Here is a 22,539-nt window from a genome sequence, read left to right as displayed (position 1 = left end):
AAGGCACGATCAGGATTTTCGGGCTTCCTCTTCGAGCTGATCCGATTCAAACAATTTGGCCAGTTCCGCCCGGGCTTCCTGGGCGGTCTGCAGGACTTTGGCGGCATCGTCGTAGACGGCGTGTTGCGCCTCCAGCACCTGTTCGTCGTGATGCTTGAAACGCTTGATCCGCGCATCGGCCTGGGCTTGGGTCAGACCGAGGCCGACCAGCGTGCGCCGGCTCATTTCCAGGCTCGAGTAATAGGTCTCACGAATCGCTTCCGCGCCGACATCCACCAGGCGATGCACGTGCTGACGGTTACGCGCGCGGGCGATGATTTTCATGTGCGGATACAGCTTGTGCACCACTTCGGCAGTCTTGATGTTGGTCTCCGGATCGTCCGTGGCGATGACGAAATACTCCGCCTCGCCGACCTTCGCCGCGTGAAGGATTTCCGGGCGCATCGGGTCGCCGTAGAACACCGGTACGCCGCCGAAGCTGCGTGACAGTTCGATGGTTTCCACCGAGGTGTCCAGCGCAACGAACTTGATGTTCTGCGCGCGCAGAATCCGCGCCACGATCTGCCCCATCCGGCCCATGCCGGCAATCACCACGCGCGGCGCTTCGGTGTCGATTTCGCGGAATTTCTCCGGCACTTCCACCGGCTGCACTTTCGGGCTGACCAGACGCGCGCAGATCAACAGCAACAACGGCGTCAGCGCCATCGACAGGGTGATGGTCAGCACCAGCAGGTCGTACAGACGCGGCTCGAACAGGCCCTGATCGCGACCGATCTTGAACACCACGAACGCAAACTCACCGCCGGCGGCAAGGACGATGCCGAGGCGGATTGCGCTGATCTTGTTCAATCCTCCTGCCAAGCGCCCAACCACGAACAGCAGCGGCAATTTCAGACCGATCAGCAACAAGGTCAGGCCCAATACGGTGATCGGCGCGCTCAACAACAGGCTGAGGTTGGCGCCCATGCCGACGCTGATGAAAAACAGCCCGAGCAGCAGGCCCTTGAACGGTTCGATCTGCGCTTCCAGCTCATGCCGGTATTCCGAATCCGCCAGCAGCAGACCAGCGAGAAACGCACCCAGCGCCATCGACACACCGACCAGATCCATCAGCCATGCTGTGCCGATCACCACCAGCAACGCGGTGGCGGTGGACACTTCCGGCAGCCCGGTTTTTGCCACCACGCGGAACACCGGACGCAGCAGATACCGTCCGCCGATCACCACCACGGCAATGCCGCCGAGCACCTGCAAGCTGTGACGAATATCGTCGGCGGTGCTGGTGTGATGATCGACGCCGGCGAGCATCGGCACCAGGGCGATCAATGGAATCGCGGCGATGTCCTGGAACAGCAGAATCGCAAACGCGAGACGCCCGTGGGGGCTGGTCAGTTCCTTGCGTTCGGCGAGGCTTTGCAGGCCGAACGCCGTGGAGGAGAGCGCCAGACCGAGGCCCAGCACAATCGCGCTGTTCAGCGGCTGGCCGAACACCGACAGTGCCAGCACGCCGATCACCGAAGCGGTCAACAGCACCTGCGCCAGACCGACGCCGAACACCGATTTGCGCATCACCCACAAGCGCCGCGGCGACAATTCGAGGCCGATGATGAACAGCAGCAACACCACGCCCAGCTCGGAAATATGCGCAACGCTTTGCGGGTTGCCGATCAGACCGAGCACCGACGGGCCGATGATCACCCCGGCAAACAGATAACCGAGCACCGCGCCCAGTTGCAGACGTTTGGCCAAAGGCACGGTGAGCACGGCCGCGAACAGAAACACGACGGCGGCTTGCAACAAATTGCCTTCATGGGGCATGGAACGACTCCTGACTACGGCTACGGCGGGGGTGACGAGGATAAAGGTTACGCGGTCTCCAGACCATTCGAGAACCAATGTGGGAGCGAGCCTGCTCGCGAATGCGCCGGGTCAGCCACCTATCCATTGACTGATGCCCCGCGTTCGCGAGCAGGCTCGCTCCCACAAGGGCAGCTTCCATCAGGTCTGTAATAATTTGCATCAACTGGTTACATTTATAACCCCTGCGCATCAATTTCCGGAAACGCCATGGCCATCAACTTCGACCTCAACGACTTGCAAGCCTTTCGCGCGGTGGTCGAGCAGGGCAGTTTTCGCAAGGCTGCCGACACCGTGCGCCTGTCACAACCGGCGCTGAGCCGGCGCATTGAAAAGCTCGAAGACGCCCTCGGCGTGAAACTGTTCGAGCGCACCACGCGCAAGGTCAGCCTGACCCAGGCCGGGCGCGGCTTCATGCCCAGCGTCGAGCGCTTGCTGGATGATCTCGACATTGCCTTGCTCGGCATCAGCGAAGTCGCCTCGACCCGTCTGGGCCATGTCACCGTCGCCTGCGTGCCCTCGGCGGCGTACTACTTCATGCCCCGCGTGGTCGCGCGCTATCACCAGCAGTTTCCGCGGATCAAGGTCAAAGTCCTCGATTCCAGCGCTCACGATGTGTTGAGTGCGGTGGTCAATGGCGAGGCGGATTTCGGTTTGAGTTTTCTCGGCACGCAGGATGCCAAAGTCGAGTTCGAACCGCTTGTGCAGGAGTGCTACGTTGTCGCCTGTCGTCGCGATCATCCGCTGGCCGGGCGCAGCAGCGTCAGTTGGGACGAGTTCTATCAGCAGGATTACATCGCGCTGGACAAGACCTCGGGCAATCGCTTTCTGCTCGATCAGGCCTTGGGCGGGGTGGTGCCGCAGCGTCAAAGCATCTGCGAGACGCGGCATGTGACGACGATGATCGGTCTGGTGGAGGCGGGGTTGGGCGTGGCGGCGGTGCCGTTGATGGCGATGCCCGGCCCGGATCATCCGATCCTGACGCGGGTGCCGCTGATTGAGCCGCAGGTGATGCGCAGTGTCGGCATCATCAAGCGCCGGGATCGCACGTTGACCCCGGCGGCACTGGAACTGGAGCGGCTGGTCGTGGAGATGCGCGTCCAGCCGCCAACGATCAACGCTTGACCGAATCCAGCCCGGTGGCCTGTACATCAGCCTGAGCGGCCGGTGCAGCGAGGTAGGCGAGTAGGGCTTTGGCCTCTTCCGGATGCTCGGCCTTGACCGGAATGCCAGCGGCAAAACGTGTCACCGACTGCACCGATTCCGGAATCTTCGCGACGAAGCTAACGCCCGGCACCGGCAGCAATTCGCTGACCTGCTGGAAGCCCAACTGATAGTCGCCAGTGGCAACCACCGAACCGACCGGGATCCTGGCGATCATCTTGGCTTTCGGTTTCAACTGATCTTCGATGCCGAGTTTCTTGAACAGCTGCTGCTCGATGTACACGCCGCTGGCGCTGTCGGAGTAGGCCACCGACTGCGCATCAAGCAGGGTTTTCTTCAGGCCGTCGACGCTGCTGATGTCCGGTTTCGCCGCGCCTTCACGCACCACCATGCCGATCCGCGAGTCCGCCAGTTCAACGCGGGAGGCCGGGTCGACCTTGCCTTGTTTGATCAGCTCATCGAGGGCGTAACCGACCATGATCACCACGTCGGCGTGCTCACCGCGTGCCAGACGATTGGGAATCGCTTCCGGCGCCTTGCCCATCGACGGGCCGAGGCTGGTGGTGAGCGTGTTGCCCGTTGCGGCGGAGAACTTCGGCCCGAGGATCTTGTAGGCGGCAGTGAAACCACCGGAGGTCATCACGCTCAGTTCTTCGGCCTGGGCCGCGAAGTTGAACGCGAGACCGGCGAGCAGGGCGGTGACAGTAAAAAGTTTTTTCATGGCGAGTTTTCCTCAGGCCGCGACAGGTTGCAGACGACCACCGGCACGGCGGTACAGATAAAGAGTGGCGCACAGGGCGCACAGGGCACCGATGCTCATCCAGTAGCCTGGCGCGGCTTTGTCGCCGGTGTACTGGATCAGGAAGGTCGACATCGCCGGGGTGAAACCGCCGAAAATCGCGGTGGCCAGGCTGTAAGCCAGGGAGAAACCGGCGACGCGCACTTCCACCGGCATGATTTCGGTCAACGCCGGAATCATCGCGCCGTTGTACAAGCCGTAAATGAAGGACAACCACAGCAGCGACAGCAGCATGTTGGTGAAGCTCGGCGCCTGCACTAGGAACGACAGCGCCGGATAAGTCGTGGCCAGCGCCAGCAAGGCCATGCCGATCAGCACAGGGCGACGGCCGATCCGGTCGGACAACGCACCACCAATCGGCAGCCAGAAGAAGTTCGACACACCCACCAGCAGCGTCACCAGCAGCGCGTCGGAAGTGCTCAGGTGCAGCACGGTTTTACCGAAGGTCGGTGCGTACACGGTGATCAGGTAGAACGCGGTAGTGGTCAACGCGACCATCAACATCCCGCCGAGCACCACGCCCCAGTTCTGGCCGAGGGTGCGGAACACTTCGCGCATGCTTGGACGGTGTTTGCGTGCGGCGAACTCTTCGGTTTCCGCCAGGTTGCGGCGCAGGAAGAAGATGAACGGGACGATCATGCAGCCGACGAAAAACGGAATGCGCCAGCCCCAGGCGGCCACGGCTTGCGGCTCCATCCACTGGTTCAGACCGTAGCCCAGCGCGGCAGCAACGATGATCGCCACTTGCTGACTGGCCGACTGCCAAGCGGTGAAAAAGCCTTTGCGGCCCGGCGTAGCGATTTCGGACAGATACACCGAGACACCGCCCAATTCCGCACCGGCCGAGAAGCCTTGCAGCAGCCGCCCGATCAGTACCAGTGCCGGGGCGAACAGGCCAATGGTTTCGTAGCCGGGCACCAGCACGATCAATATCGTGCCGCTGGCCATAATCGACAGGGTGACGATCAGACCTTTGCGCCGTCCGACGTCATCGATGTAGGCGCCGAGCACAATGGCGCCCAGCGGACGCATCAGGAAGCCTGCGCCGAACACCGCGAACGTCATCATCAGGGAGGCGAACTCGCTGCTCGCCGGGAAGAACACCGCCGCGATCTGCGTGGCGTAGAAGCCGAACAGAAAGAAGTCGAACTGTTCGAGGAAGTTGCCCGAGGTCACCCGGAAGATGGCACCGGCCCGCGAGCCGTTGGTTGGGATTGAGGCTGTCATTGAAAAGTACTCCACCGCTTTTATGACGTGCGCTACGGAGAGGCGGCGCACGGTTTTTATTGAGGTGGATGGTGGCGCAGATGTAACAATCTGTTAATTGCATTGTTGGCATGGATTGATGCGTGGGGCGGATCAATGGCTTCAGTGCCTGGCGCATTTGTGGGAGCAAGCCTGCGTCGCGTCGGGCGATGATTTGTTCTGGCTGACCGGGTACATATCCGTTGCTGCGGTCATGGCCGCTTAGGGTTTCGCCCTTACGGCGACTCACTTTTTTTACAAACGCCTAAAAAAAGTAAGCAAAAAAACGCTTGCTCCTGCGTTCGGCCCTCGCAGGCTCGGGTTCCTTCGCTGCGGGATCGATCCGGGCGCAGCGGCTACGGTTTGCTTCGCTGCACCTCCTTCCGCTGTGTCTGGCTGCGCCAGACGGTCGCTGCGCTCCCACCCCCGGATCAATCCCTCCACTCAGCCTTCCGACGTCGCCGGTGGATCAAAAGCAGGATCAAAAGCACTCGAGCTTGCGCTCATTGTTGAGTGGGGCGGCTTCGCCGCGGGCAGCTGCGCTGCTTTGCTTTTCTGGTGGGGGCGAGCCTGATCGCGACGACGGCCTGCAGGTGAACCCGTTTCCATCGAATTCACGCGATCCAACTGTAGGAGCTGCCGAAGGCTGCGATCTTTTGATCTTGCTTTGCTTTGCTTGGTTTTGTAGGAGAGGACCGGAGCTCAGGTCAATAATTGCGCTGTAATACAAAACCCTGTGGGAGCTGGCTTGCCAGCGATGGTGGTCTGATGGACAAAGCCTTCTGACGGCCACCTCCGGCAAAAAACAAGGAATGTTTCCTGCGCCACGCAGTCGGAGTTCAGGTACTACTCATCTGAAAGAGGTTCACCGATGAACAGCAAAACCCTAATCGCCAGCCTGGCCCTCGTTGCCGGCATTGCCGGGATCACGCCCGTTGTTCAAGCGGCGCAAACCTCCAGCGAACCCGCCGTGCAATCGCCGACCAGCGACCGCCAGTTGAAGGTCAACGACCGCGCACCGGAAATGTACCAGCGCGAAGACAAGGCGCTTAAGAACTGGAAAGCCAAAGGTCTGAAAGCGCCGATCGAGCAGGCGCAGTGGGTGCAGATCAATGACAAGTACGTGATGGTGATGATCACCAACGGCACGATTGTCGAGATGCATCCCGTCGAGAAATAGCCTGAACATCGGGGGGAGCGTTTACAGAAGCTCCCCCTTGTCCCAAAGCTGCACCAGCTCGCCAGGCGCCCGATCCTCTGGCACCTTCAACACCATTTCCCCTGACGGGTAGCGCACCTCAATCTGGTAGAAGCGCTGATCCCCACGGCCGGATTCGCTGCTGTCCAGTGGCAGGCAACCTTCGAGCACCGAGCATATTCTCGAACGCTGACTGATGTCGCATTGCGCGAATTCGATTTCCCGTGGGCGGCTCAGGCTGTGAATCGCTGCAACGCCACCCTGGCGAGATACGCGCAAAACGGAATCTTTATCCAGCTCGGGTAGCGTTTTCATACGGTCTCCTCAGATTATTCGATACCGACCTGTGCCCAGGCTTGCTGCACCGTGTCGGCTGCTTCGGCGCCGAAGCGCTGGTCAGCATGGTCGATCGTCAGTTTCGCGAACGCGTCGAATGTTGCGTCCTGTTTCAAACGGTCATCACACAGCGTGTCGTACCAGATGTGTCCGGCCTTTTCCCAAGCGAAGCCGCCAAACGCTCGCGCTGCCAGGTAAAACGCGCGGTTGGGAATGCCGGAGTTGATGTGCACGCCGCCATTGTCTTCGCTGGTGATGACGAACTTGCGCATGTGATCCGGTTGCGGATCCTTGCCCAGCATCGGGTCGTCGTATGCCGTGCCGGGGTGCGACATCGAGCGCAGGCCCTTGCCTTGGATCTGTGGCATCAGCAGGTCGGCGCCGATCAGCCAGTCTGCCTGCTCGGCGGTTTGGCCGAGGATGTATTGCTTGATCAACACGCCGAATACATCCGAGAGCGACTCGTTCAGCGCGCCGGACTGGTTGGCATAAATCAGCCCGGCTTCGCTTTCGGTGACGCCGTGGGCCAGTTCATGGCCGATGACGTCGAGCGAGCGGGTGAAGCGCTGGAAGATTTCGCCATCGCCGTCACCGAAGACCATCTGCGCGCCGTTCCAGAATGCGTTCTCGTAGCCTTGGCCATAATGCACGCTGCCGATCAGCGCGAATCCCTGATTGTCGATCGAGTCGCGACCAAGCACCTTCCAAAAGAAATCATAGCTGGCGCCCAGCGCATCGTAAGCCTCGTCGACCGCCGGATCCCCCGACGCCGGCTGGCCCTCAAGGCGCACCGGCATGCCCGGCAAGAGCATTTTGTTCTGCGCATCATGCACACTGCGCCGCGCCAGGCCAGGCTTGCTCGCTTCCGGCAGAATCGCGCGCGCCGGCGGCTGCGAAGGGCGGCCGGGGTTGGGCAGCAGGCTGCGCACATGGTTGAGCGTCTGCATCGCGGCGTTGCGCTGCGGCTCGGAACCGTGGGCGATGATGCGGTTGAGGATGTAGGGCGGGATGAAACTGCGCAGCAATCGAGAGTCGGTCATCTAAGCATCCTTGTCGTCATACGATGTCGATACACATGTGAGCGGCAAGGCGCGTTTTCGGTTCCATGGATTGCCATCGACGCCGGATTCTGCGAAAAACGCCGCCTGCGAACATCTCGAGAGCCAACGACATGACAGACGAACTGCAAATCATCGACCTGCAACCGGGCGACGGCAAAGCCGCGGTGAAAGGCGCGCTGATCACCACCCAATACACCGGCTGGCTGGAAGACGGCACTGAATTCGATTCGTCCTGGAGCCGAGGCAAACCGTTTCAGTGCGTGATCGGCACTGGCCGCGTGATCAAAGGCTGGGATCAGGGGCTGATGGGCATGCAGGTCGGCGGCAAACGCAAATTGCTGGTACCGGCGCATCTGGGCTACGGCGAGCGGACCATGGGCAAGATCCCGCCGAATTCGAATCTGGTGTTTGAAATTGAGTTGCTGGAGGTTTTGACGCGGGAGGATTGAAGGGGGGAATCATCCAGCGGAACTCCTGTGCAGCTGGATGATGTCGATGGTTAACTGCGAAGTTGAATGCTATTCAACTCCCTCGATTTCAAAACTCGGAATGCAGGGTGGACATTGCCACGCAAAGCCAGCGTCAGGCCCATTGCAACGGGCCTGACGGAAAGCAAATGTCCACCTCCAGCCTTGCAGCAGCTGACAGGTTGACCAATGCATCGAGCGAGAATTTGTCGATTTTCCCGTTGAGTACATCATTGAGGCGCGGCTGCGAGATTCCCAATCTCTGTGCCGCGTCCTTTTGAGGGAGCTCCCACGCTCGAATGGTCTCGCAAAGCGAACGCATGAGCTTGGCTCGCAGACGCATGTTGGCAGCTTCCTGAGGCGTGTCCTCCAATGCATCCCATACACTGGAAAATCGTTGGGATGAGTCTTGATGTTCCTTCATGGCTTAACCTATTTCCTGATATCTGGCCCGGGCCAGTTCGATGTCTCTAATTTCCGTTTTACGTGTGGTTTTGTGCATGGCGTGAAGCACATAGATTGCTTCAGGTCGATTGACTACATAAAACACGCGAAACGCCCCTGAGTCCTCGGTGATCCTGATTTCGTTAACACCGCGTCCTACGGTTTTCACAGGGCGCCAATCGAGTGGGGCATCACCCTGTTGCAACAGGTCCAGCTGAAACCCCGCCGCTCTTCGGGCATCAACCGGGAACGCTTTGAGATCTTTCAACGCGCTTCCCACGAACACCACATCCTTGTGTTTCGGCATCGGCTTGTCCTGTGTCAAAAGGAAAAGCGTAATAGCTGAACGTAAGCGGCGACGGTGAGTTTTATTGCAAGAAATGCCAGTGCCCGTTTGATTTTCAGGTTATATCAGAATCAATATAAAGCAAGCCGCATTTTCCGTTTCACAATTTTCACCGCGAGCGTTTCTGCCGGCCTCGCCGTCAACGTCAGCGCTTAAAACGCTGCGGGATGGAGCGAAAGCTTGTTGCTTCGCCCAAACCGCTCCCGATAAACCGACGGCGGTACGCCCACCACGCTGCGGAACGCCACACGAAAACTTTCCACCGAGCGATAGCCGCAGCGCTGCGCGATCTGCTCGGTGTGTTGATGGGTGCTCTCGAGCAGCTCCCGCGCTCGCGCCAAGCGTTCATGTTGCAGCCACGCCTTGGGCGTTTGCCCGCTGGCTTCGGTGAAGCGCCGCAGAAACGTGCGCTCGCTCATTGCCGCTTCACTGGCCAGGTCGCGGACTTCCAGTGGTTCGTGCAGGCGTTCGCGGGCCCATTGCATGACGCGCGACAGGTCGCTGCGGGGCGTCGGGCTGACCGGGGTGGGGATGAACTGGGCCTGGCCGCCGGTGCGTTGTGGCGACATGACCAGTCGCCGCGCGACGGCGTTGGCGACCTGCGTGCCGAAGTCACGTGTCACCAGATGCAGGCAGGCGTCGATGCCGGCGGCGCTGCCGGCGGAGGTGATCAGTTGACCGGCGTCGACGTAGAGCACGTCCGGATCGACCTCGATCGCCGGGAAGCGTTGCGCCAGTTCACCGGTGTAGCGCCAGTGCGTGGTAGCGCGGTGGCCGTCGAGCAGGCCGCTGGCGGCGAGGACGAACACGCCCGAGCAGATCGACAGCAACCGCGCGCCTCGGTCATGCGCCCGACGCAATGCGTCGATCAGCGCAGGCGGTACCGGGGCGTTGCGGTCGCGCCAGCCCGGAATGACGATGGTGCGCGCTTCGGCGAGCAATTCCAGGCCGCCATCGGCCAGCACCTGAATGCCACCCATGGCGCGCATCGGGCCTGGATCGACTGCGGCAATCGCATGCTCGTACCAAGGGAAATCGAACTCTGGTCGGGCCAGGCCGAAGATCTCCACGGCAATGCCGAACTCGAATGTGCAGAGGCCATCGTAGGCCAGAATGGCAACCAGATTGGGCTGAGTGAGCATTTGGCGGAAAACTCCCGGTCGGTGTCTTGCGCGCCACTGTAGCGGCAAGCGCCGTCTCGATAAAGTCTGTTCATCCCCCACAGACAAAGGAGCAACACAACATGACCAGCCTGGTTCGCGAAATCCCCGCCGCACCTTCGGCGATTGCCCTGATGCATTTCAGCAATCGTCTGACCTTCGAAACCGATTGTTCCGACGTGTTCAGTAGCCAAGAGGCCGGGGAGGTCGACTTCGTTCTGGTGGATGTGCGCGGCCCATTGGCGTTCGAGCGCGGCCATGTGCCCGGCGCGATCAATATCCCGACACGCTTGCTCACGGCGGAGCGCTTGGCCGATTACCCGAAACACACTTTGTTCGTAGTCTATTGCGCCGGGCCGCATTGCAATGGGGCGAACAAGGCTGCGGTGAAGCTGGCGGCATTGGGCTATCCAGTCAAGGAGATGATCGGCGGCGTCACCGGATGGCTCGATGAAGGTTTCGAACTGAGCGCGGCGTCAGTCGCCAATACACCTGTGGCCTGCGAATGCTGACGTTTCTGTAGGAGCTGCCGGAGGCAGCGATCTTTTGATCTTGATCTCAAAAAAAACAAGATCAAAAGATCGCAGCCTCCAGCAGCTCTACGGGGGATCGGCGTTTCTTGCTCTGAAAACAGTCTTGTTCTACATCCTTCGCACCAACACGGCGCACGCGTTTACTCTCGTCAAAGTGATCGCCGATGTTCTGTAAGTATTTGTCGCTTAAAAACAATTGCCTCCGTGCGCGCCGCCATAGACTGCCGGCCACTTCGGTTTTTGCCGTTAGAACGCCATGACCGAACGCTGACTCGAAAGCTGCCAATAAAAGCCTCCGCACGGGAGTAATAAATGAAAAAGCTAGTGATGTTCGGTGCCCTGGCACTGTCGATGTTGTCCCTGACCGCTGTGGCCAAAGACGACGAGCCGTTCCGCATCGGTATCGAAGCCGGGTACCCGCCATTCTCGATGAAAACCCCTGACGGCAAACTCACTGGTTTTGACGTGGACATCGGTGACGCACTGTGCACGCAGATGAAAGTCAAATGCACGTGGGTCGAGCAAGAGTTCGATGGCCTGATCCCGGCACTCAAAGTGAAAAAAATCGACGCGATCCTGTCGTCGATGACCATCACTGACGATCGCAAGAAGAACGTCGACTTCACCATCAAGTACTACCACACCCCGGCACGTTTCGTGATGAAGGAAGGCTCGGGCGTGAAAGACCCGCTGACCGAACTCAAGGGCAAGAAAGTCGGCGTGCTGCGCGCCAGTACTCACGACCGTTACGCGACCGAAGTGCTGGTTCCGGCCGGGATCGAACTGAGGCGCTACGGCTCGCAGCAGGAAGCCAACCTCGACATGGTGTCCGGGCGTATCGACGCGATGCTCGCTGACTCGGTCAACCTCAGCGACGGTTTCCTGAAAACCGACGCCGGCAAAGGCTTCGAATTCGTCGGCCCGACCTACGAAGACGCCAAGTACTTCGGCGGCGGCGCTGGCATCGCGGTGCGCAAGGGCGATACCGCACTGGCTGAGCAGTTCAACAAAGCCATCACCGAAATCCGCGCCAATGGCGAGTACAAGAAAGTCCAGGACAAGTACTTCGACTTTGACGTATACGGCCATTAATACGCCGTGAAAAAAAAGTGGCCCCGTTTGCGCGGTGGCCACTTTTTTTATGTTCTTTTATTGATGGAAATTCTCTGTGGGAGCGAGCCTGCTCGCGAAAGCGGTCTGACATTCGACATCGTCATCGTGTGACCTGACGCATTCGCGAACAGGCTCGCTCCCACAGGGATTTGCGTAATCCAGCTATTCAGGAGTTTTTCATGCAACGCATCGACCACGTTCTGCCCTGGAGCCACTTGGGCAGCGAGCGCTCCCTCAGCGTTTTTCGCTACGGCGCCGGCAGCCGCAAGGTGTATATCCAGGCCAGCCTGCACGCCGATGAATTGCCGGGCATGCGTACCGCATGGGAACTCAAGCTGCGCTTGAACGAACTGGAACAGCAGGGCCGTTTGCAGGGCGTTATCGAGCTGGTGCCGGTGGCCAATCCGATCGGCCTGGAACAGCATCTGCAAGGCAATCACATGGGCCGCTTCGAACTGGGCAGCGGCAAGAATTTCAACCGCGCGTTCGTCGAACTCAGCGCCCCGGTGGCAGCGCTGGTGGGCGAGCGTCTGGGCGCGGATGCCGAGGCCAACGTCGCGCTGATTCGCCAGGCCATGGCTCAAGTCTTCGAAGAATTGCCGGCACCGGCCTCGCAACTGGAGGCCTTGCACCGCTTGTTGCTGCGCCACGCCTGCGACGCCGACATCACCCTCGATCTGCATTGCGACTTCGACGCTGCGATTCACCTCTATGCGCTGCCGCAACACTGGCCGCAGTGGCAATCGCTGGCGGCGCGGCTGAAGGCGGGCGTGGCATTGCTCTGCGAAGACTCCGGTGGCAGCTCGTTCGATGAGTCCTGCTCGACGCCATGGTTGCGTCTGGCCAAAGCATTCCCGAACGCGGCGATTCCGGCGGCGAATCTGGCGACGACGCTGGAGCTGGGCAGTATGGGCGACACCCGCGTCGAACAGGCTCAGGCCAATTGCGAAGCGATTCTGGGCTTTCTCGCCGAGCAGGGTTTCATCAGCGGCGAATGGCCGGCGGCGCCGAGCGAATGTTGTGAAGGTCTGCCGTTTGAAGGCACCGAATACCTGTTCGCCCCGCACCACGGCGTGGTCAGTTTCTTGCGCAATGCCGGCGAGTGGGTAGAGCAGGGCGATGCGCTGTTCGAGGTTGTTGACCCGTTGCAGGATCGCGTGACCACCGTGCGCGCCGGCATCAGCGGGGTGCTGTTTGCGATTGATCGCGGGCGTTATACCGAGCCGGGGATCTGGCAGGCGAAAGTGGCGGGGCGGGTGCCTTTTAGAACCGGGAAGCTCACCAACGACTGATGGCTCTTCGCTGAATTTGCTGACCCCATCGCTGGCAAGCCAGCTCCCACAGGGTTGCGGTTGATCCCAGATTTTGTAGACGCCGTAATTCTTGTGGGAGCTGGCTTGCCAGCGATAGCGGCATCAGCCGCACCACAAAATTTGGATCCTCAGCCGAGAATGTTAGGCTCCCCCGCGAACCCGACACTCTGTGAAGGAACGCTGCAATGCTGAAATTGTTCGCCCTGCTGACCCTGCTCGCATCCACCGCCGTCCACGCGCAAACCACCCTGCAATCCGACTTGCCGCTCAAATACCTCGAACAGGTCCACGCCGACTCTGAACCACGTCCGCTGGTGATTTTCCTGCACGGTTACGGCAGTAACGAGGCCGATCTGATAGGTATGAAGTTTCAGCTGCCGGCGCAGTACAACTACCTTTCCGTGCGCGCGCCGATGACGTTGGGTGAAGGACGTTTCCAGTGGTTTCGCAAGAAGGGCGAAGGCGCCTACAACGGCGAGACCGATGATCTGAAGGTCAGCGGCCAGAAGCTGCGCGACTTTGTCGCCCAGGCGGCGAAGAAATATCACGCCGCGCCGGACAAGGTGTACCTGATCGGCTTCAGCCAGGGCGCGATGATGAGCTACGAAGTGGGCCTGCGCGCGCCGGTGGTCGTGGGCGGGTTTGCCGCGTTGAGCGGGCGCTTGTTGCCGGTGCTCAAAGCGGAACTCAAGCCCGGGCAAGCGCCACTGCCGCTGAGCATTTTTATCGGCCACGGCACCGCTGATGATCCGGTGCCTTACCGTCACGGCACCGAGGCCAACGCGCTATTGCAAAAACTCGATTACAAGCCCGAGTTTCACGCTTATCCGGGCGTCGGCCACAGCATCAGTGCGGCCGAATTGCGCGATCTGAATGGCTGGTTGCAGCGGCTCAATCCTTGACGATGGCTTTGATCAAGGCATCGTGAGCTTTCTTGTCGCTGACGCGGGAAATCACCTGCACCAGCGCCATCTTCGTCCCCGAGCCGGCCAGCAGCGTGGTGTTCAGGGTTTGGCCACCGCCCTGGGTGGCGGTGCTGTCAACCTGACGCAGCCCCAGGCCGGTGCCTTTTTGGGTCAGGCTTTTTTCGCTGAGCTTGTTGAAGTCCGGCAGGGCCTTGCGCTGATCGTCGATGAAACTCGACACGCTGCCGTCGAGAAACTCACCGTCGTTGTCCTTGACGTTCTGCCCAGCCGGGATCTGGTTTTCGGCGGCGATGACCACGGTTTTGGTGGTCTGGTTGGTGTACATCGTGCCCTTGGCCCCGCTCGGGCTGGCGGGCAGTGGGTCGGCGACAAAGCCTTTGGGCAGGACAAAGGCAAACTTGCCGTCGAGCAGCGAGACCTTCTCGGTTTTGACTTTTTCCTTGGCGGCGTGCGCGTTGATCGCGGCGAAACCAGCGACGGCCGCCAGCATCAGAACAACGGCTTTTTTGCTCAACAATGACATGTGAATCTCCGGTGAATGGTCGCGCGAGGCGGGCGATCATCCCACGGAGCGTGCCGGCCGTTCCAGCGCGATTCGTCCAGGCGGTTATTGTGCTTGCGCCTTGGCCACTGGCCGCGCCAGCAGACGCCGGGTCACCCCGAGCATCGCCACCGACACTGCCACTCCCACTGCGAAGCCGCTGAGGCCCATGGTCGGCAGCGTCAAGGCCGACACCAGGCAGAACGCCGAGAACGAATACATGCCGGTTGCCGTTGCGCGCAATAACGCAGCGGTAAACGCCGGGCCGCGCGTTTGTTGCGAGAACACCGCCATGACGCTGCCGAGCACCGGGAACACCGCGAGCAGGCCGCTCCAGCGTTCGCCGACGGTGCTGGCCAGCATCGTCACCACCAGCGTCAGCGCCGCACCGGCGATCATCCGCCAGATCAGTTTGTCCGACTTCGGTGCTGGCCCGTTCAATACTGGATGCACCTCAGGGAACAGATAAGGCGAAGCGAGCAGTGCCACCGCTGCCGCAATCACCGAGAACGGCAAGGACGCCGGGATCACCGACAAGACTGCCGCCAGCGCGGCCCACACCGCCAGTGAAATGGTCAACGCCCACGGCCAGTTCGCCCGCTGCGCCACCTGCGCATAGGTGATGCAGAAAGCGATCATCGCGAACATTGCCGACAGCGCCGCGACCGCCGATTGCGCGGCAAACTGCGGCCCTTGTTCGATCGCCAGAAAAAACAGAATCGGCCCGACCACCACCGGCAATCCCGACAGCCACCCGGCCACGCTCGGCCCCCAGCGTTTGCCCGCCAGGGAAATCAGCAGGAGAAAACCGGGAATCAGCAGCAGTTTGAGGATCAGCACGCGGGTGTCTCCATCGGGTCAGGATGAGCCACGTTAGCACTGCCGATTAAAGATTGCTGCCTATGTTCGCAATTTTTGTATACAAAAATTCAGGCGCGAATCCGGCTATGCTTTGATCATCAGAATGCAGTGGAGACGATACGGCGATGAACAGAACACCCAAGCTCGTTCGTGGCTGTTGTGGCATCGGTTTATGGGCGCTGTTGCTCACACCGACATGGGCCAATTGGCAGGACGCAGTCCCGGGCGCGCAAATTATCGGCAGCGGCGATTTCAGCGTGTTCGGCTTCGACGTTTACAGCGCGCGCTTGTGGAGTGCCGCGCGGCCTCTGGCGGACGGCCAGCCGTTTGCTCTGGAGCTGATCTACCGGCGCAATATCTCGCGAGACGATCTGGTCAGCACCAGCGTCGATGAGATCAAACGCCTTGCCGGTCCCCGGGTCACTTCAGCGCAATTGGCCGGCTGGCAGACGCAGATGCAGCAATCGTTTGTCGACGTTCAGGCCGGCACGCGGATTACCGGCGTGTATCTGCCGGGGCAGGGCGCGCGGTTTTTTGTCGGCCAGAAGCTGCAGCATGAGATTGAGGATCCACAGTTTGCCAAGGCGTTTTTCGATATCTGGCTGGATCCGCGAACACGCAGTCCCGAGTTGCGCGAGCAGTTGCTGGGGGTGAATCCATAGGTTCAGTGATCTTTGCGCTTCAAGGCATCAGGCGAAACGACTAAGCTGCCGGGCTCCCGTTTTTGTTTCTGGATGTGTGCGTGAAATTCAGTCTGCCCAAAATCGCCACCGCGCCGTTTTGCCCGCCGGAAGTGGCCGGCAGTGTTGCGGTCGATCCGACTGCCTCGTTCTTCAAACGTGTGCTGCGTTTCGCCGGTCCCGGTTTGCTGGTGTCGATCGGCTACATGGACCCGGGCAACTGGGCGACCGCGATCGAGGCCGGTTCGCGTTTTGGCTACAGCCTGTTGTTCGTGGTGTTGCTGGCGAGTCTGGCCGGCATGGTCGTGCAATGTCTGTGCTCGCGGCTGGGCATCGCCACCGGGCGCGATCTGGCGCAGTTGTCCCGCGAGCGCTACAGCACCCCGACAGCGCGCCTGCAATGGATACTGGCGGAGATCTCGATCATCGCCACCGATCTCGCCGAAGTGCTTGGCTGCGCTCTCGCGTTTCACTTGCTGCTCGGTTGCTCGCTGACCTTCGGCATCGCCCTGACGGCGTTCGACACGTTGCTGGTGCTGGCCCTGCAAAACCGGGGCTTCCGCCGTCTCGAAGCGATCATGCTGGTGCTGGTCGCGACCATCGGCGTGTGTTTCTTCGTCGAGTTGTTGTTGATCAAACCGTACTGGCCAGACGTGGCGCTGGGCTTCAAACCTTCGCTGGCGGCCATCGGCGATGCCGCGCCGCTGTATCTGGCCATTGGCATCCTCGGCGCCACAGTAATGCCGCATAACCTTTACTTGCACACCTCGATCGTGCAGACGCGGATGATCGGCAAGGATCTGGCGAGCAAGCAGGACGCGGTGAAACTGGCACGTATCGACACCATCGGTTCGCTGGCCCTGGCGCTGCTGGTCAACGCGGCGATCCTGATTCTCGCGGCGGCGGCGTTTCACCAGTCCGGACACACCGATGTGGTCGATATTCAGGACGCGTATCACCTGCTCGACCCGCTGGTTGGCGGTGCGCTGGCCAGTGTGCTGTTCGGCGTGGCGCTGCTCGCGTCGGGGCAAAGTTCGACCTTCACCGGGACCATCGCCGGGCAGGTCATCATGGAGGGCTATCTGAACCTGCGCATCCCGTGCTGGCAGCGGCGTTTGATCACTCGCGGGCTGGCGCTGATTCCGGCGTTCATCGGCGTCTGGCTCATGGGCGATAACGCGATCGGCAAGTTGCTGGTGTTGAGCCAGGTCGTGCTCAGCCTGCAACTGCCGTTTGCCTTGTACCCGCTGATTCGCATGACCAACGACCGGCAGTTGATGGGGCCGTTCGTCAACCGCTGGCCCACGCGGGTGCTGGCCTGGGGGCTGTTTGTGTTGATCAGCGGGGCGAACAGCTGGTTGATATTGCAGTGGGCGGTTTGATCACTGAGTTGCGGTGACTGGCAGGGGCTCTTCGCTAGCAGGCTCGCTCCCACAGGTTTTCGCGGGCCGCCACAATTCAGCTGGCCAGCCGACGAGGGGTCATCCATCAACTTGTTTCGCGGCGGGCGAGCCTATACTGTATATGCACACAGTAAAGAGTCCGTGCCATGCAAATCATCGACAAGCTCAGCATCCTCGCCGACGCCGCCAAGTACGACGCCTCCTGCGCCAGCAGTGGTGCGCCCAAGCGCAGCTCCGAGGGCAAGAGCGGGCTCGGTTCGACGGACGGCATGGGCATTTGCCACAGCTACACGCCGGACGGGCGCTGTGTGTCGTTGCTGAAAATCCTGCTGACTAACTTCTGCCTTTACGATTGCCAGTACTGCGTCAACCGCCGTTCCAGCGATGTGCCGCGTGCGCGCTTCACCCCGGAAGAAGTCGTGACGCTGACCATGGATTTCTACCGCCGCAACTGCGTCAGCGGCCTGTTTCTCAGCTCCGGGATCATCCGCTCGGCGGACTACACCATGGAGCAACTGGTGCGGGTGGCGAAGTTGCTCCGAGAAGAGCACGAATTTCGCGGCTACATCCATTTGAAGACCATTCCGGAAGCCGATCCGGCCTTGATCGAGGAGGCTGGGCGTTACGCCGACCGCCTCAGCGTCAACATAGAATTGCCCACCGATGCCAGCCTGCAGACACTGGCGCCGGAGAAGGACATAACTTCCATCAAGCAAGCGATGAACACCATCTACACCGGCGTGCAGACGGTATTGAACGAGCCGCGCTCGGCAAAGTTCGCCCCGGCCGGGCAGAGCACGCAATTGATCGTCGGTGCCGATGACACCGACGACAGCACCATCCTCCACAGCGCCCAATCCTTGTACGGCAACTTCCGTTTGCGCCGGGTCTATTACTCGGCGTTCAGCCCGATCCCCGACAGCCCGAAAAGCGTACCGCTCGCCGCGCCGCCGCTGATGCGCGAGCACCGTTTGTATCAGGCTGATTTCCTCCTGCGCAGCTACGGCTACAGCGCTGACGAATTGCTTAAAGGCCCGGGCAATCTGGCGCTTGATATCGACCCGAAGCTGGCCTGGGCGCTGGAAAATCGCGAAGTGTTTCCGCTGGACCTGAACCGTGCCGACGCGACGTTGATCGCGCGCATCCCGGGCATTGGCTTGCGCACCACCGAGCGCCTGGTCGAGTTGCGCCGTCAGCGGCGAATCCGTTACGAAGACGTGGCGCGGATGCGCTGCGTGCTGGCCAAGGCGAAGCCTTTCATCATCACCAGCGATTACCACCCGCAACAGGCGGAAGTCACCAGCCACATGCTCTATCAGCAATTGCGCGACCGACCGATGCCGCAGCAGATGGGGTTGTGGGGATGATCAGTCTTGATTGCGATGACCTGTTCGACACATGGCGTCAGCAGGCGCGCTGGTTGCTCAGCCATGAAATCGATCCGAGTCTGGTGAGCTGGGCGGCGGAAGGGGCGGGCGATCTGTTTGCCAGTGATGAACAGGTGCCCGAAGGGCAGGGGCCGTTTCAGGCGCGTATTCCCCGCGCGCTGCTCGCCACCCTTGAGCAAGCGGCGCGCTATCGCGGCGAACAGCGCTGGAGCCTGTTGTATGAAGTGCTCTGGCGCGTCAGTCACGGCGACCGCACGGCGATGATGGCGGGCGACAAGCTCGGCAGCGAATTGCAGCGGCGCATCAAGCAGGTCAGCCGCGAGGCCCATCATCTGCATGCATTCGTGCGTTTCATCGAGCGGTCGAAGGATCTGCCCGGTCCACAATACGTGGCGTGGCACGAGCCGGCCCATGACATTCTGCACAGCGCCAGCGAGCACTTTATCGGGCGCATGGGCCAGCATCGCTGGTTGATCGCCACACCGCGTGACGGCGTTTATTACGACGGTGAGCAATTGATTCACGAGCGGCAGTGCCCGATTGAATGGCAGCAACTGGCGCAGAACGTCGACGACCCCCACGGCGATTTGTGGTTGACCTATTACAGCCACATCTTCAACCCGGCGCGGTTGAACCCGAAGGTCATGCAAGGGCATCTGCCGGTGCGGTTCTGGAAGAATCTGCCGGAGGGGGAGTTGATACCGGGATTGATCACCCAGGCGCGGATGGGCAAACAGCAGAATGGGCAGGCGAGCGGGATTTCGGATCGGACGGGCAAGCGCATTGCCTCCAAAAATCAAAAGCAAACCCTCACCCCAGCCCTCTCCCGGAGGGAGAGGGAGCCGACCCAGGTGTTCTCCCGTACTACACCGACCTGAAAGTTCGCGTCGAACTCGGATTTTGAAAAGCACAAAAATCGGCTCCCTTTCCCCCTCGCCCCCTTGGGGGAGAGGGCTGGGGTGAGGGGGTGACGTTCTTCAATACGACACCAGAGCCCAGCCCTACAAAAAAGCCCCCCACCAATCACTCGGTGGAGGGCTTTTGAGCATCAGCAGTCGTCAGATCAAACCTTGACGATCCAGCCCGCTGGCGCTTCGATGTCGCCGGTCTGCACGCCAGTCAGCTCTTTGTAGAGCTGCTGGGTTACCGGGCCTACCTCGGTTTCGCTATGGAACACATGCAGGTGGTCGTTGTAGCTGATGCCGCCAATCGGCGTGATCACCGCAGCGGTACCGCAGGCACCGGCTTCCTTGAAGTCCGAAAGCTTGTCGATCAGCACGTCGCCTTCAACCACTTCCAGGCCCAGACGCGATTTGGCCAGTTCGATCAGCGACAGGCGGGTGATGCCTGGCAGGACCGATGGCGAGTTCGGGGTGACGAACTTGTTGTCGTGGGTGATCCCGAAGAAGTTGGCCGAACCGACTTCCTCGATCTTGGTGTGGGTCATCGGATCGAGGTAGATCGCGTCGGCGAAGTTGGCCTTCTTGGCTTTCGAGCCCGGCATCAGGCTGGCGGCGTAGTTGCCACCGACCTTGGCCGCACCGGTGCCTTGCGGGGCCGCGCGGTCGTAGCTGGAGATCTGGAAGTTGTGCGGGGTCAGGCCGCCCTTGAAGTAGGCGCCGACCGGGATGCAGAAGATCGAGAAGATGAACTCGGGCGCAGTGCGCACGCCGATGTTGTCACCCACGCCGATCACGAACGGACGCAGGTACAGCGCGCCGCCAGTGCCGTAAGGCGGGATGAAACGCTCGTTGGCGCGGACCACGGCTTTGCAGGCTTCGATGAACTGCTCGGTGTCGACCGTCGGCATCAGCAGACGCGCGCAGCTGCGTTGCATGCGCAGGGCGTTCTGGTCCGGGCGGAACAGGTTGATCGAGCCGTCCTTGCAGCGATAGGCCTTCATGCCTTCGAAGCACTGCTGACCATAGTGAAGGGCGGTGGAGCCTTCGCTGATGTGCAGGACGTTATCTTCGGTCAGGGTGCCTTTGTCCCACTCGCCATCGCGAAAGTACGACAGATAGCGCTTGTCGGTCTTGATGTAGTCAAAACCCAGCTTGTCCCAATTGATGCTTTCGTTACCCATGACACCCTCTATCACTGAACAACCGCCGAAACGGTTCAAGGCTTCTGACGTTTTTTTGGATGGGCACAACAATACTTCATTCTTGAGCGGTTTCGCAGCTTGTGGCGAGGGGATTTATCCCCGCTGGGCTGCGAAGCGGCCCCTTTGGCTCAGATATCTGACGCCCGGCGGTGGCAGATTTTGCGGTTGCTGCGCAACCCAGCGGGGATAAATCCCCTCGCCACAGCGGCATTCAGCTGCAACTGTCACAGATGCAGCGCATGCCCCAGCGCCCGCAACGCCGCTTCCTGCACCGCTTCGCCCAAGGTTGGGTGCGCATGAATGGTGCCGCCGATGTCTTCCAGTCGCGCGCCCATTTCCAGGCTCTGCGCAAAAGCCGTCGACAGTTCGGAAACCCCAACGCCCACCGCTTGCCAACCGACAATCAGATGATTGTCGCGACGTGCGACCACGCGAACGAAGCCGCTTTTCGATTCCAGGGTCATCGCCCGGCCGTTGGCGGCGAACGGGAAGCTGGAAACGATGCAGTCCAGCCCCGCAGCCTTGGCCTCGTCCGGGGTTGTGCCGACCACCACCAGTTCCGGGTCGGTAAAGCACGCGGCGGCGATGGCGGTCGGGTTGAACTCACGGCTCTTGCCACTGATCAACTCGGCAACCATTTCGCCCTGAGCCATGGCGCGGTGGGCCAGCATCGGTTCGCCGCTCACATCGCCAATGGCGTAGACGTTGCGCATGCTGGTCTGGCAACGGCTGTCGATCCTGATCGCCGAACCGTTCATGTCCAGATTCAGCGCTTCGAGATTGAAGCCCTGCGTATTGGGTTTGCGGCCGACGGCAACCAGTACCTGATCGGTTTCCAGATTGAGGGTTTCGCCTTCGGGATCGCGCACCTGCAACGTGCCGTCGAAACCGAGCACGCTGTGCTTGAGGTACAGCTTCACGCCCAACTGCTTCAGCGCGTCGTGGACCGGTTGTGTCAGCTCCGCGTCATAGGCCGGCAGGATGCGGTCCTGTGCTTCGACCACGCTGACCTCGGCGCCGAGCTTGCGATAAGCGATGCCCAGCTCCAGGCCGATGTAACCACCGCCGACCACCACCAGACGCTTCGGCACAGCCGTTGGCGCCAGCGCTTCGGTGGAGGAGATGATCGGCCCGCCAATCGGCAGGATCGGCAGGTTGACGCTGGTCGAACCGGTGGCCAGTACCAAGTGCTCGCACTGGATGCGGGTATCGGCGACTTCCACGGTTTTGCCGTCGATGACTTTCGCCCAGCCATTGATGACCTGAACCTTGTTTTTCTTCAGCAGCGCGGCGACGCCAGTGGTCAGGCGATCAACGATGCCATCCTTCCACTCGACGCTTTTGCTGATATCCAGAGTCGGCGCGGCAACGCTGATGCCCAACGCCGAATGCTGGCTGTGATGCTGCGTCTGGTGGAACTGCTCAGCCACATGAATCAGCGCTTTCGACGGAATGCAGCCGATATTCAGGCAGGTACCGCCCAACGATTGGCCTTCGACCAAAATGGTAGGAATACCCAATTGCCCGGCGCGGATCGCCGTGACGTAACCGCCGGGGCCGCCGCCGATAATCAGCAGCGTGGTGTTCAAAGTCTGCATTC

24 protein-coding genes are annotated in these 22,539 nt (G+C 60.7%); 11 read left to right on the top strand and 13 right to left on the bottom strand.

Going from position 1 to position 22,539, the window contains the following annotated elements; all coding sequences use genetic code 11:
* Window positions 1-9: 9 nt before the first annotated feature.
* Window positions 10-1,818 (bottom strand): monovalent cation:proton antiporter-2 (CPA2) family protein, encoded by a 1,809-nt coding sequence (locus tag AB9L16_RS15665; RefSeq protein WP_024013370.1) that lies wholly within the window; start codon window positions 1,816-1,818, stop codon window positions 10-12.
* Between the two features lie 249 nt (window positions 1,819-2,067).
* On the opposite strand from AB9L16_RS15665, the gene AB9L16_RS15660 reads away from it, so the two are divergent.
* Window positions 2,068-2,982 carry a LysR family transcriptional regulator gene (locus AB9L16_RS15660; protein ID WP_016775221.1) on the top strand — a complete coding sequence of 305 codons (915 nt, stop codon included), beginning with the start codon at window positions 2,068-2,070 and terminating at the stop codon, window positions 2,980-2,982.
* Here AB9L16_RS15660 and AB9L16_RS15655 read toward each other — a convergent pair.
* A complete protein-coding gene (locus tag AB9L16_RS15655) occupies window positions 2,972-3,742 on the bottom strand; it encodes a substrate-binding domain-containing protein (protein WP_375122359.1) in 771 nt (256 codons plus the stop codon). The two genes, AB9L16_RS15660 and AB9L16_RS15655, sit on opposite strands and share 11 nt — an antisense overlap.
* Window positions 3,743-3,754: 12 nt before the next feature.
* Window positions 3,755-5,047 (bottom strand): MFS transporter, encoded by a 1,293-nt coding sequence (locus AB9L16_RS15650; RefSeq protein WP_016775219.1) that lies wholly within the window; start codon window positions 5,045-5,047, stop codon window positions 3,755-3,757.
* A gap of 889 nt (window positions 5,048-5,936) precedes the next feature.
* Between AB9L16_RS15650 and AB9L16_RS15645 the strand changes: the two genes are divergently transcribed.
* Window positions 5,937-6,245, top strand: a complete 309-nt coding sequence (locus AB9L16_RS15645) for an RcnB family protein (RefSeq protein WP_056789015.1) — start codon at window positions 5,937-5,939, stop codon at window positions 6,243-6,245.
* A 21-nt stretch (window positions 6,246-6,266) separates the two neighbouring features.
* Here the strand turns inward: AB9L16_RS15645 and AB9L16_RS15640 are convergent, their stop codons facing one another.
* Both AB9L16_RS15640 and AB9L16_RS15635 read right to left on the bottom strand, forming a co-directional pair.
* Window positions 6,267-6,578 (bottom strand): protealysin inhibitor emfourin, encoded by a 312-nt coding sequence (locus AB9L16_RS15640; protein WP_041477010.1) that lies wholly within the window; start codon window positions 6,576-6,578, stop codon window positions 6,267-6,269.
* 14 nt (window positions 6,579-6,592) lie between these two features.
* Window positions 6,593-7,639: a M4 family metallopeptidase gene (locus tag AB9L16_RS15635; RefSeq protein WP_375122358.1), complete on the bottom strand. Its 1,047-nt coding sequence runs from the start codon at window positions 7,637-7,639 to the stop codon at window positions 6,593-6,595.
* A gap of 131 nt (window positions 7,640-7,770) precedes the next feature.
* On the opposite strand from AB9L16_RS15635, the gene AB9L16_RS15630 reads away from it, so the two are divergent.
* Complete coding sequence (locus tag AB9L16_RS15630) at window positions 7,771-8,109, top strand: FKBP-type peptidyl-prolyl cis-trans isomerase (RefSeq protein ID WP_041477007.1); 339 nt, start codon at window positions 7,771-7,773, stop codon at window positions 8,107-8,109.
* Window positions 8,110-8,242: 133 nt separating this feature from the next.
* On the opposite strand, the gene AB9L16_RS15625 is transcribed toward AB9L16_RS15630, so the two are convergent.
* The 3 genes from AB9L16_RS15625 to ftrA form a co-directional block, all read right to left on the bottom strand.
* Window positions 8,243-8,551 carry a helix-turn-helix domain-containing protein gene (locus AB9L16_RS15625; protein WP_016775213.1) on the bottom strand — a complete coding sequence of 103 codons (309 nt, stop codon included), beginning with the start codon at window positions 8,549-8,551 and terminating at the stop codon, window positions 8,243-8,245.
* 3 nt (window positions 8,552-8,554) lie between these two features.
* A complete protein-coding gene (locus tag AB9L16_RS15620) occupies window positions 8,555-8,878 on the bottom strand; it encodes a type II toxin-antitoxin system RelE/ParE family toxin (RefSeq protein ID WP_095182021.1) in 324 nt (107 codons plus the stop codon).
* 191 nt (window positions 8,879-9,069) lie between these two features.
* Window positions 9,070-10,059 (bottom strand): transcriptional regulator FtrA, encoded by a 990-nt coding sequence (gene ftrA, locus AB9L16_RS15615; RefSeq protein ID WP_150634978.1) that lies wholly within the window; start codon window positions 10,057-10,059, stop codon window positions 9,070-9,072.
* A 101-nt stretch (window positions 10,060-10,160) separates the two neighbouring features.
* On the opposite strand from ftrA, the gene AB9L16_RS15610 reads away from it, so the two are divergent.
* Entirely contained in the window at window positions 10,161-10,589 is a 429-nt protein-coding gene (locus AB9L16_RS15610) for a rhodanese-like domain-containing protein (protein WP_041477005.1), read from the top strand.
* 61 nt (window positions 10,590-10,650) lie between these two features.
* Here the strand turns inward: AB9L16_RS15610 and AB9L16_RS15605 are convergent, their stop codons facing one another.
* A complete protein-coding gene (locus tag AB9L16_RS15605) occupies window positions 10,651-10,896 on the bottom strand; it encodes a hypothetical protein (RefSeq protein ID WP_095182018.1) in 246 nt (81 codons plus the stop codon).
* A 26-nt stretch (window positions 10,897-10,922) separates the two neighbouring features.
* Here AB9L16_RS15605 and AB9L16_RS15600 point away from each other — a divergent pair, with 26 nt between their 5' ends.
* The 3 genes from AB9L16_RS15600 (at window position 10,923) to AB9L16_RS15590 (ending at window position 13,938) form a co-directional block, all read left to right on the top strand.
* Window positions 10,923-11,702 carry an ABC transporter substrate-binding protein gene (locus AB9L16_RS15600; protein WP_375122357.1) on the top strand — a complete coding sequence of 260 codons (780 nt, stop codon included), beginning with the start codon at window positions 10,923-10,925 and terminating at the stop codon, window positions 11,700-11,702.
* Window positions 11,703-11,902: 200 nt separating this feature from the next.
* The gene (locus AB9L16_RS15595; protein WP_375122356.1) at window positions 11,903-13,015 is read left to right on the top strand and encodes a succinylglutamate desuccinylase/aspartoacylase family protein; all 1,113 of its coding nucleotides are present in this window, start codon (window positions 11,903-11,905) and stop codon (window positions 13,013-13,015) included.
* Between the two features lie 206 nt (window positions 13,016-13,221).
* Complete coding sequence (locus AB9L16_RS15590) at window positions 13,222-13,938, top strand: alpha/beta hydrolase (RefSeq protein ID WP_375122355.1); 717 nt, start codon at window positions 13,222-13,224, stop codon at window positions 13,936-13,938.
* Here AB9L16_RS15590 and AB9L16_RS15585 read toward each other — a convergent pair.
* Window positions 13,928-14,485, bottom strand: coding sequence for a hypothetical protein (locus tag AB9L16_RS15585; protein WP_252884433.1), 558 nt, complete (start codon window positions 14,483-14,485; stop codon window positions 13,928-13,930). The genes AB9L16_RS15590 and AB9L16_RS15585 overlap by 11 nt on opposite strands.
* Before the next feature lie 84 nt (window positions 14,486-14,569).
* A complete protein-coding gene (locus AB9L16_RS15580) occupies window positions 14,570-15,343 on the bottom strand; it encodes a hypothetical protein (protein WP_041476998.1) in 774 nt (257 codons plus the stop codon).
* A gap of 146 nt (window positions 15,344-15,489) precedes the next feature.
* On the opposite strand from AB9L16_RS15580, the gene AB9L16_RS15575 reads away from it, so the two are divergent.
* The 4 genes from AB9L16_RS15575 to AB9L16_RS15560 all read left to right on the top strand — a co-directional run bounded on the left by AB9L16_RS15575 (window position 15,490) and on the right by AB9L16_RS15560 (window position 19,713).
* On the top strand, window positions 15,490-16,026 hold the full coding sequence (locus AB9L16_RS15575) for a chalcone isomerase family protein (protein WP_095182013.1): 537 nt from the start codon (window positions 15,490-15,492) through the stop codon (window positions 16,024-16,026).
* A gap of 80 nt (window positions 16,027-16,106) precedes the next feature.
* The gene (locus AB9L16_RS15570) at window positions 16,107-17,426 is read left to right on the top strand and encodes an Nramp family divalent metal transporter (protein WP_236168605.1); all 1,320 of its coding nucleotides are present in this window, start codon (window positions 16,107-16,109) and stop codon (window positions 17,424-17,426) included.
* A 167-nt stretch (window positions 17,427-17,593) separates the two neighbouring features.
* Window positions 17,594-18,814 (top strand): putative DNA modification/repair radical SAM protein, encoded by a 1,221-nt coding sequence (locus AB9L16_RS15565; protein ID WP_024013352.1) that lies wholly within the window; start codon window positions 17,594-17,596, stop codon window positions 18,812-18,814.
* Window positions 18,811-19,713 carry a TIGR03915 family putative DNA repair protein gene (locus tag AB9L16_RS15560; RefSeq protein ID WP_375122354.1) on the top strand — a complete coding sequence of 301 codons (903 nt, stop codon included), beginning with the start codon at window positions 18,811-18,813 and terminating at the stop codon, window positions 19,711-19,713. Before AB9L16_RS15565 ends, AB9L16_RS15560 begins: the two co-directional genes overlap by 4 nt.
* A gap of 185 nt (window positions 19,714-19,898) precedes the next feature.
* Here the strand turns inward: AB9L16_RS15560 and AB9L16_RS15555 are convergent, their stop codons facing one another.
* On the bottom strand, window positions 19,899-20,918 hold the full coding sequence (locus tag AB9L16_RS15555; RefSeq protein ID WP_016775201.1) for a branched-chain amino acid aminotransferase: 1,020 nt from the start codon (window positions 20,916-20,918) through the stop codon (window positions 19,899-19,901).
* Window positions 20,919-21,163: 245 nt separating this feature from the next.
* On the bottom strand, window positions 21,164-22,537 hold the full coding sequence (lpdA, locus tag AB9L16_RS15550; protein WP_375122353.1) for a dihydrolipoyl dehydrogenase: 1,374 nt from the start codon (window positions 22,535-22,537) through the stop codon (window positions 21,164-21,166).
* Window positions 22,538-22,539 lie beyond the last annotated feature (2 nt).

This window comes from Pseudomonas sp. LW8, assembly GCF_041956865.1.
Lineage (GTDB): Bacteria > Pseudomonadota > Gammaproteobacteria > Pseudomonadales > Pseudomonadaceae > Aquipseudomonas > Aquipseudomonas siliginis.
This window is presented reverse-complemented; position numbering and strand designations above follow the sequence as displayed.

Bases quoted from the DNA above. Each gene is read 5' to 3' on its own strand.
- AB9L16_RS15665 (WP_024013370.1), bottom strand. From the start codon at position 1,818: ATGCCCCATGAAGGCAATTTGTTGCAAGCCGCCGTCGTGTTTCTGTTC.
- AB9L16_RS15660 (WP_016775221.1), top strand. From the start codon at position 2,068: ATGGCCATCAACTTCGACCTCAACGACTTGCAAGCCTTTCGCGCGGTG.
- AB9L16_RS15655 (WP_375122359.1), bottom strand. From the start codon at position 3,742: ATGAAAAAACTTTTTACTGTCACCGCCCTGCTCGCCGGTCTCGCGTTC.
- AB9L16_RS15650 (WP_016775219.1), bottom strand. From the start codon at position 5,047: ATGACAGCCTCAATCCCAACCAACGGCTCGCGGGCCGGTGCCATCTTC.
- AB9L16_RS15645 (WP_056789015.1), top strand. From the start codon at position 5,937: ATGAACAGCAAAACCCTAATCGCCAGCCTGGCCCTCGTTGCCGGCATT.
- AB9L16_RS15640 (WP_041477010.1), bottom strand. From the start codon at position 6,578: ATGAAAACGCTACCCGAGCTGGATAAAGATTCCGTTTTGCGCGTATCT.
- AB9L16_RS15635 (WP_375122358.1), bottom strand. From the start codon at position 7,639: ATGACCGACTCTCGATTGCTGCGCAGTTTCATCCCGCCCTACATCCTC.
- AB9L16_RS15630 (WP_041477007.1), top strand. From the start codon at position 7,771: ATGACAGACGAACTGCAAATCATCGACCTGCAACCGGGCGACGGCAAA.
- AB9L16_RS15625 (WP_016775213.1), bottom strand. From the start codon at position 8,551: ATGAAGGAACATCAAGACTCATCCCAACGATTTTCCAGTGTATGGGAT.
- AB9L16_RS15620 (WP_095182021.1), bottom strand. From the start codon at position 8,878: ATGCCGAAACACAAGGATGTGGTGTTCGTGGGAAGCGCGTTGAAAGAT.
- ftrA (WP_150634978.1), bottom strand. From the start codon at position 10,059: ATGCTCACTCAGCCCAATCTGGTTGCCATTCTGGCCTACGATGGCCTC.
- AB9L16_RS15610 (WP_041477005.1), top strand. From the start codon at position 10,161: ATGACCAGCCTGGTTCGCGAAATCCCCGCCGCACCTTCGGCGATTGCC.
- AB9L16_RS15600 (WP_375122357.1), top strand. From the start codon at position 10,923: ATGAAAAAGCTAGTGATGTTCGGTGCCCTGGCACTGTCGATGTTGTCC.
- AB9L16_RS15595 (WP_375122356.1), top strand. From the start codon at position 11,903: ATGCAACGCATCGACCACGTTCTGCCCTGGAGCCACTTGGGCAGCGAG.
- AB9L16_RS15590 (WP_375122355.1), top strand. From the start codon at position 13,222: ATGCTGAAATTGTTCGCCCTGCTGACCCTGCTCGCATCCACCGCCGTC.
- AB9L16_RS15585 (WP_252884433.1), bottom strand. From the start codon at position 14,485: ATGTCATTGTTGAGCAAAAAAGCCGTTGTTCTGATGCTGGCGGCCGTC.
- AB9L16_RS15575 (WP_095182013.1), top strand. From the start codon at position 15,490: ATGAACAGAACACCCAAGCTCGTTCGTGGCTGTTGTGGCATCGGTTTA.
- AB9L16_RS15565 (WP_024013352.1), top strand. From the start codon at position 17,594: ATGCAAATCATCGACAAGCTCAGCATCCTCGCCGACGCCGCCAAGTAC.
- AB9L16_RS15560 (WP_375122354.1), top strand. From the start codon at position 18,811: ATGATCAGTCTTGATTGCGATGACCTGTTCGACACATGGCGTCAGCAG.
- AB9L16_RS15555 (WP_016775201.1), bottom strand. From the start codon at position 20,918: ATGGGTAACGAAAGCATCAATTGGGACAAGCTGGGTTTTGACTACATC.
- lpdA (WP_375122353.1), bottom strand. From the start codon at position 22,537: ATGCAGACTTTGAACACCACGCTGCTGATTATCGGCGGCGGCCCCGGC.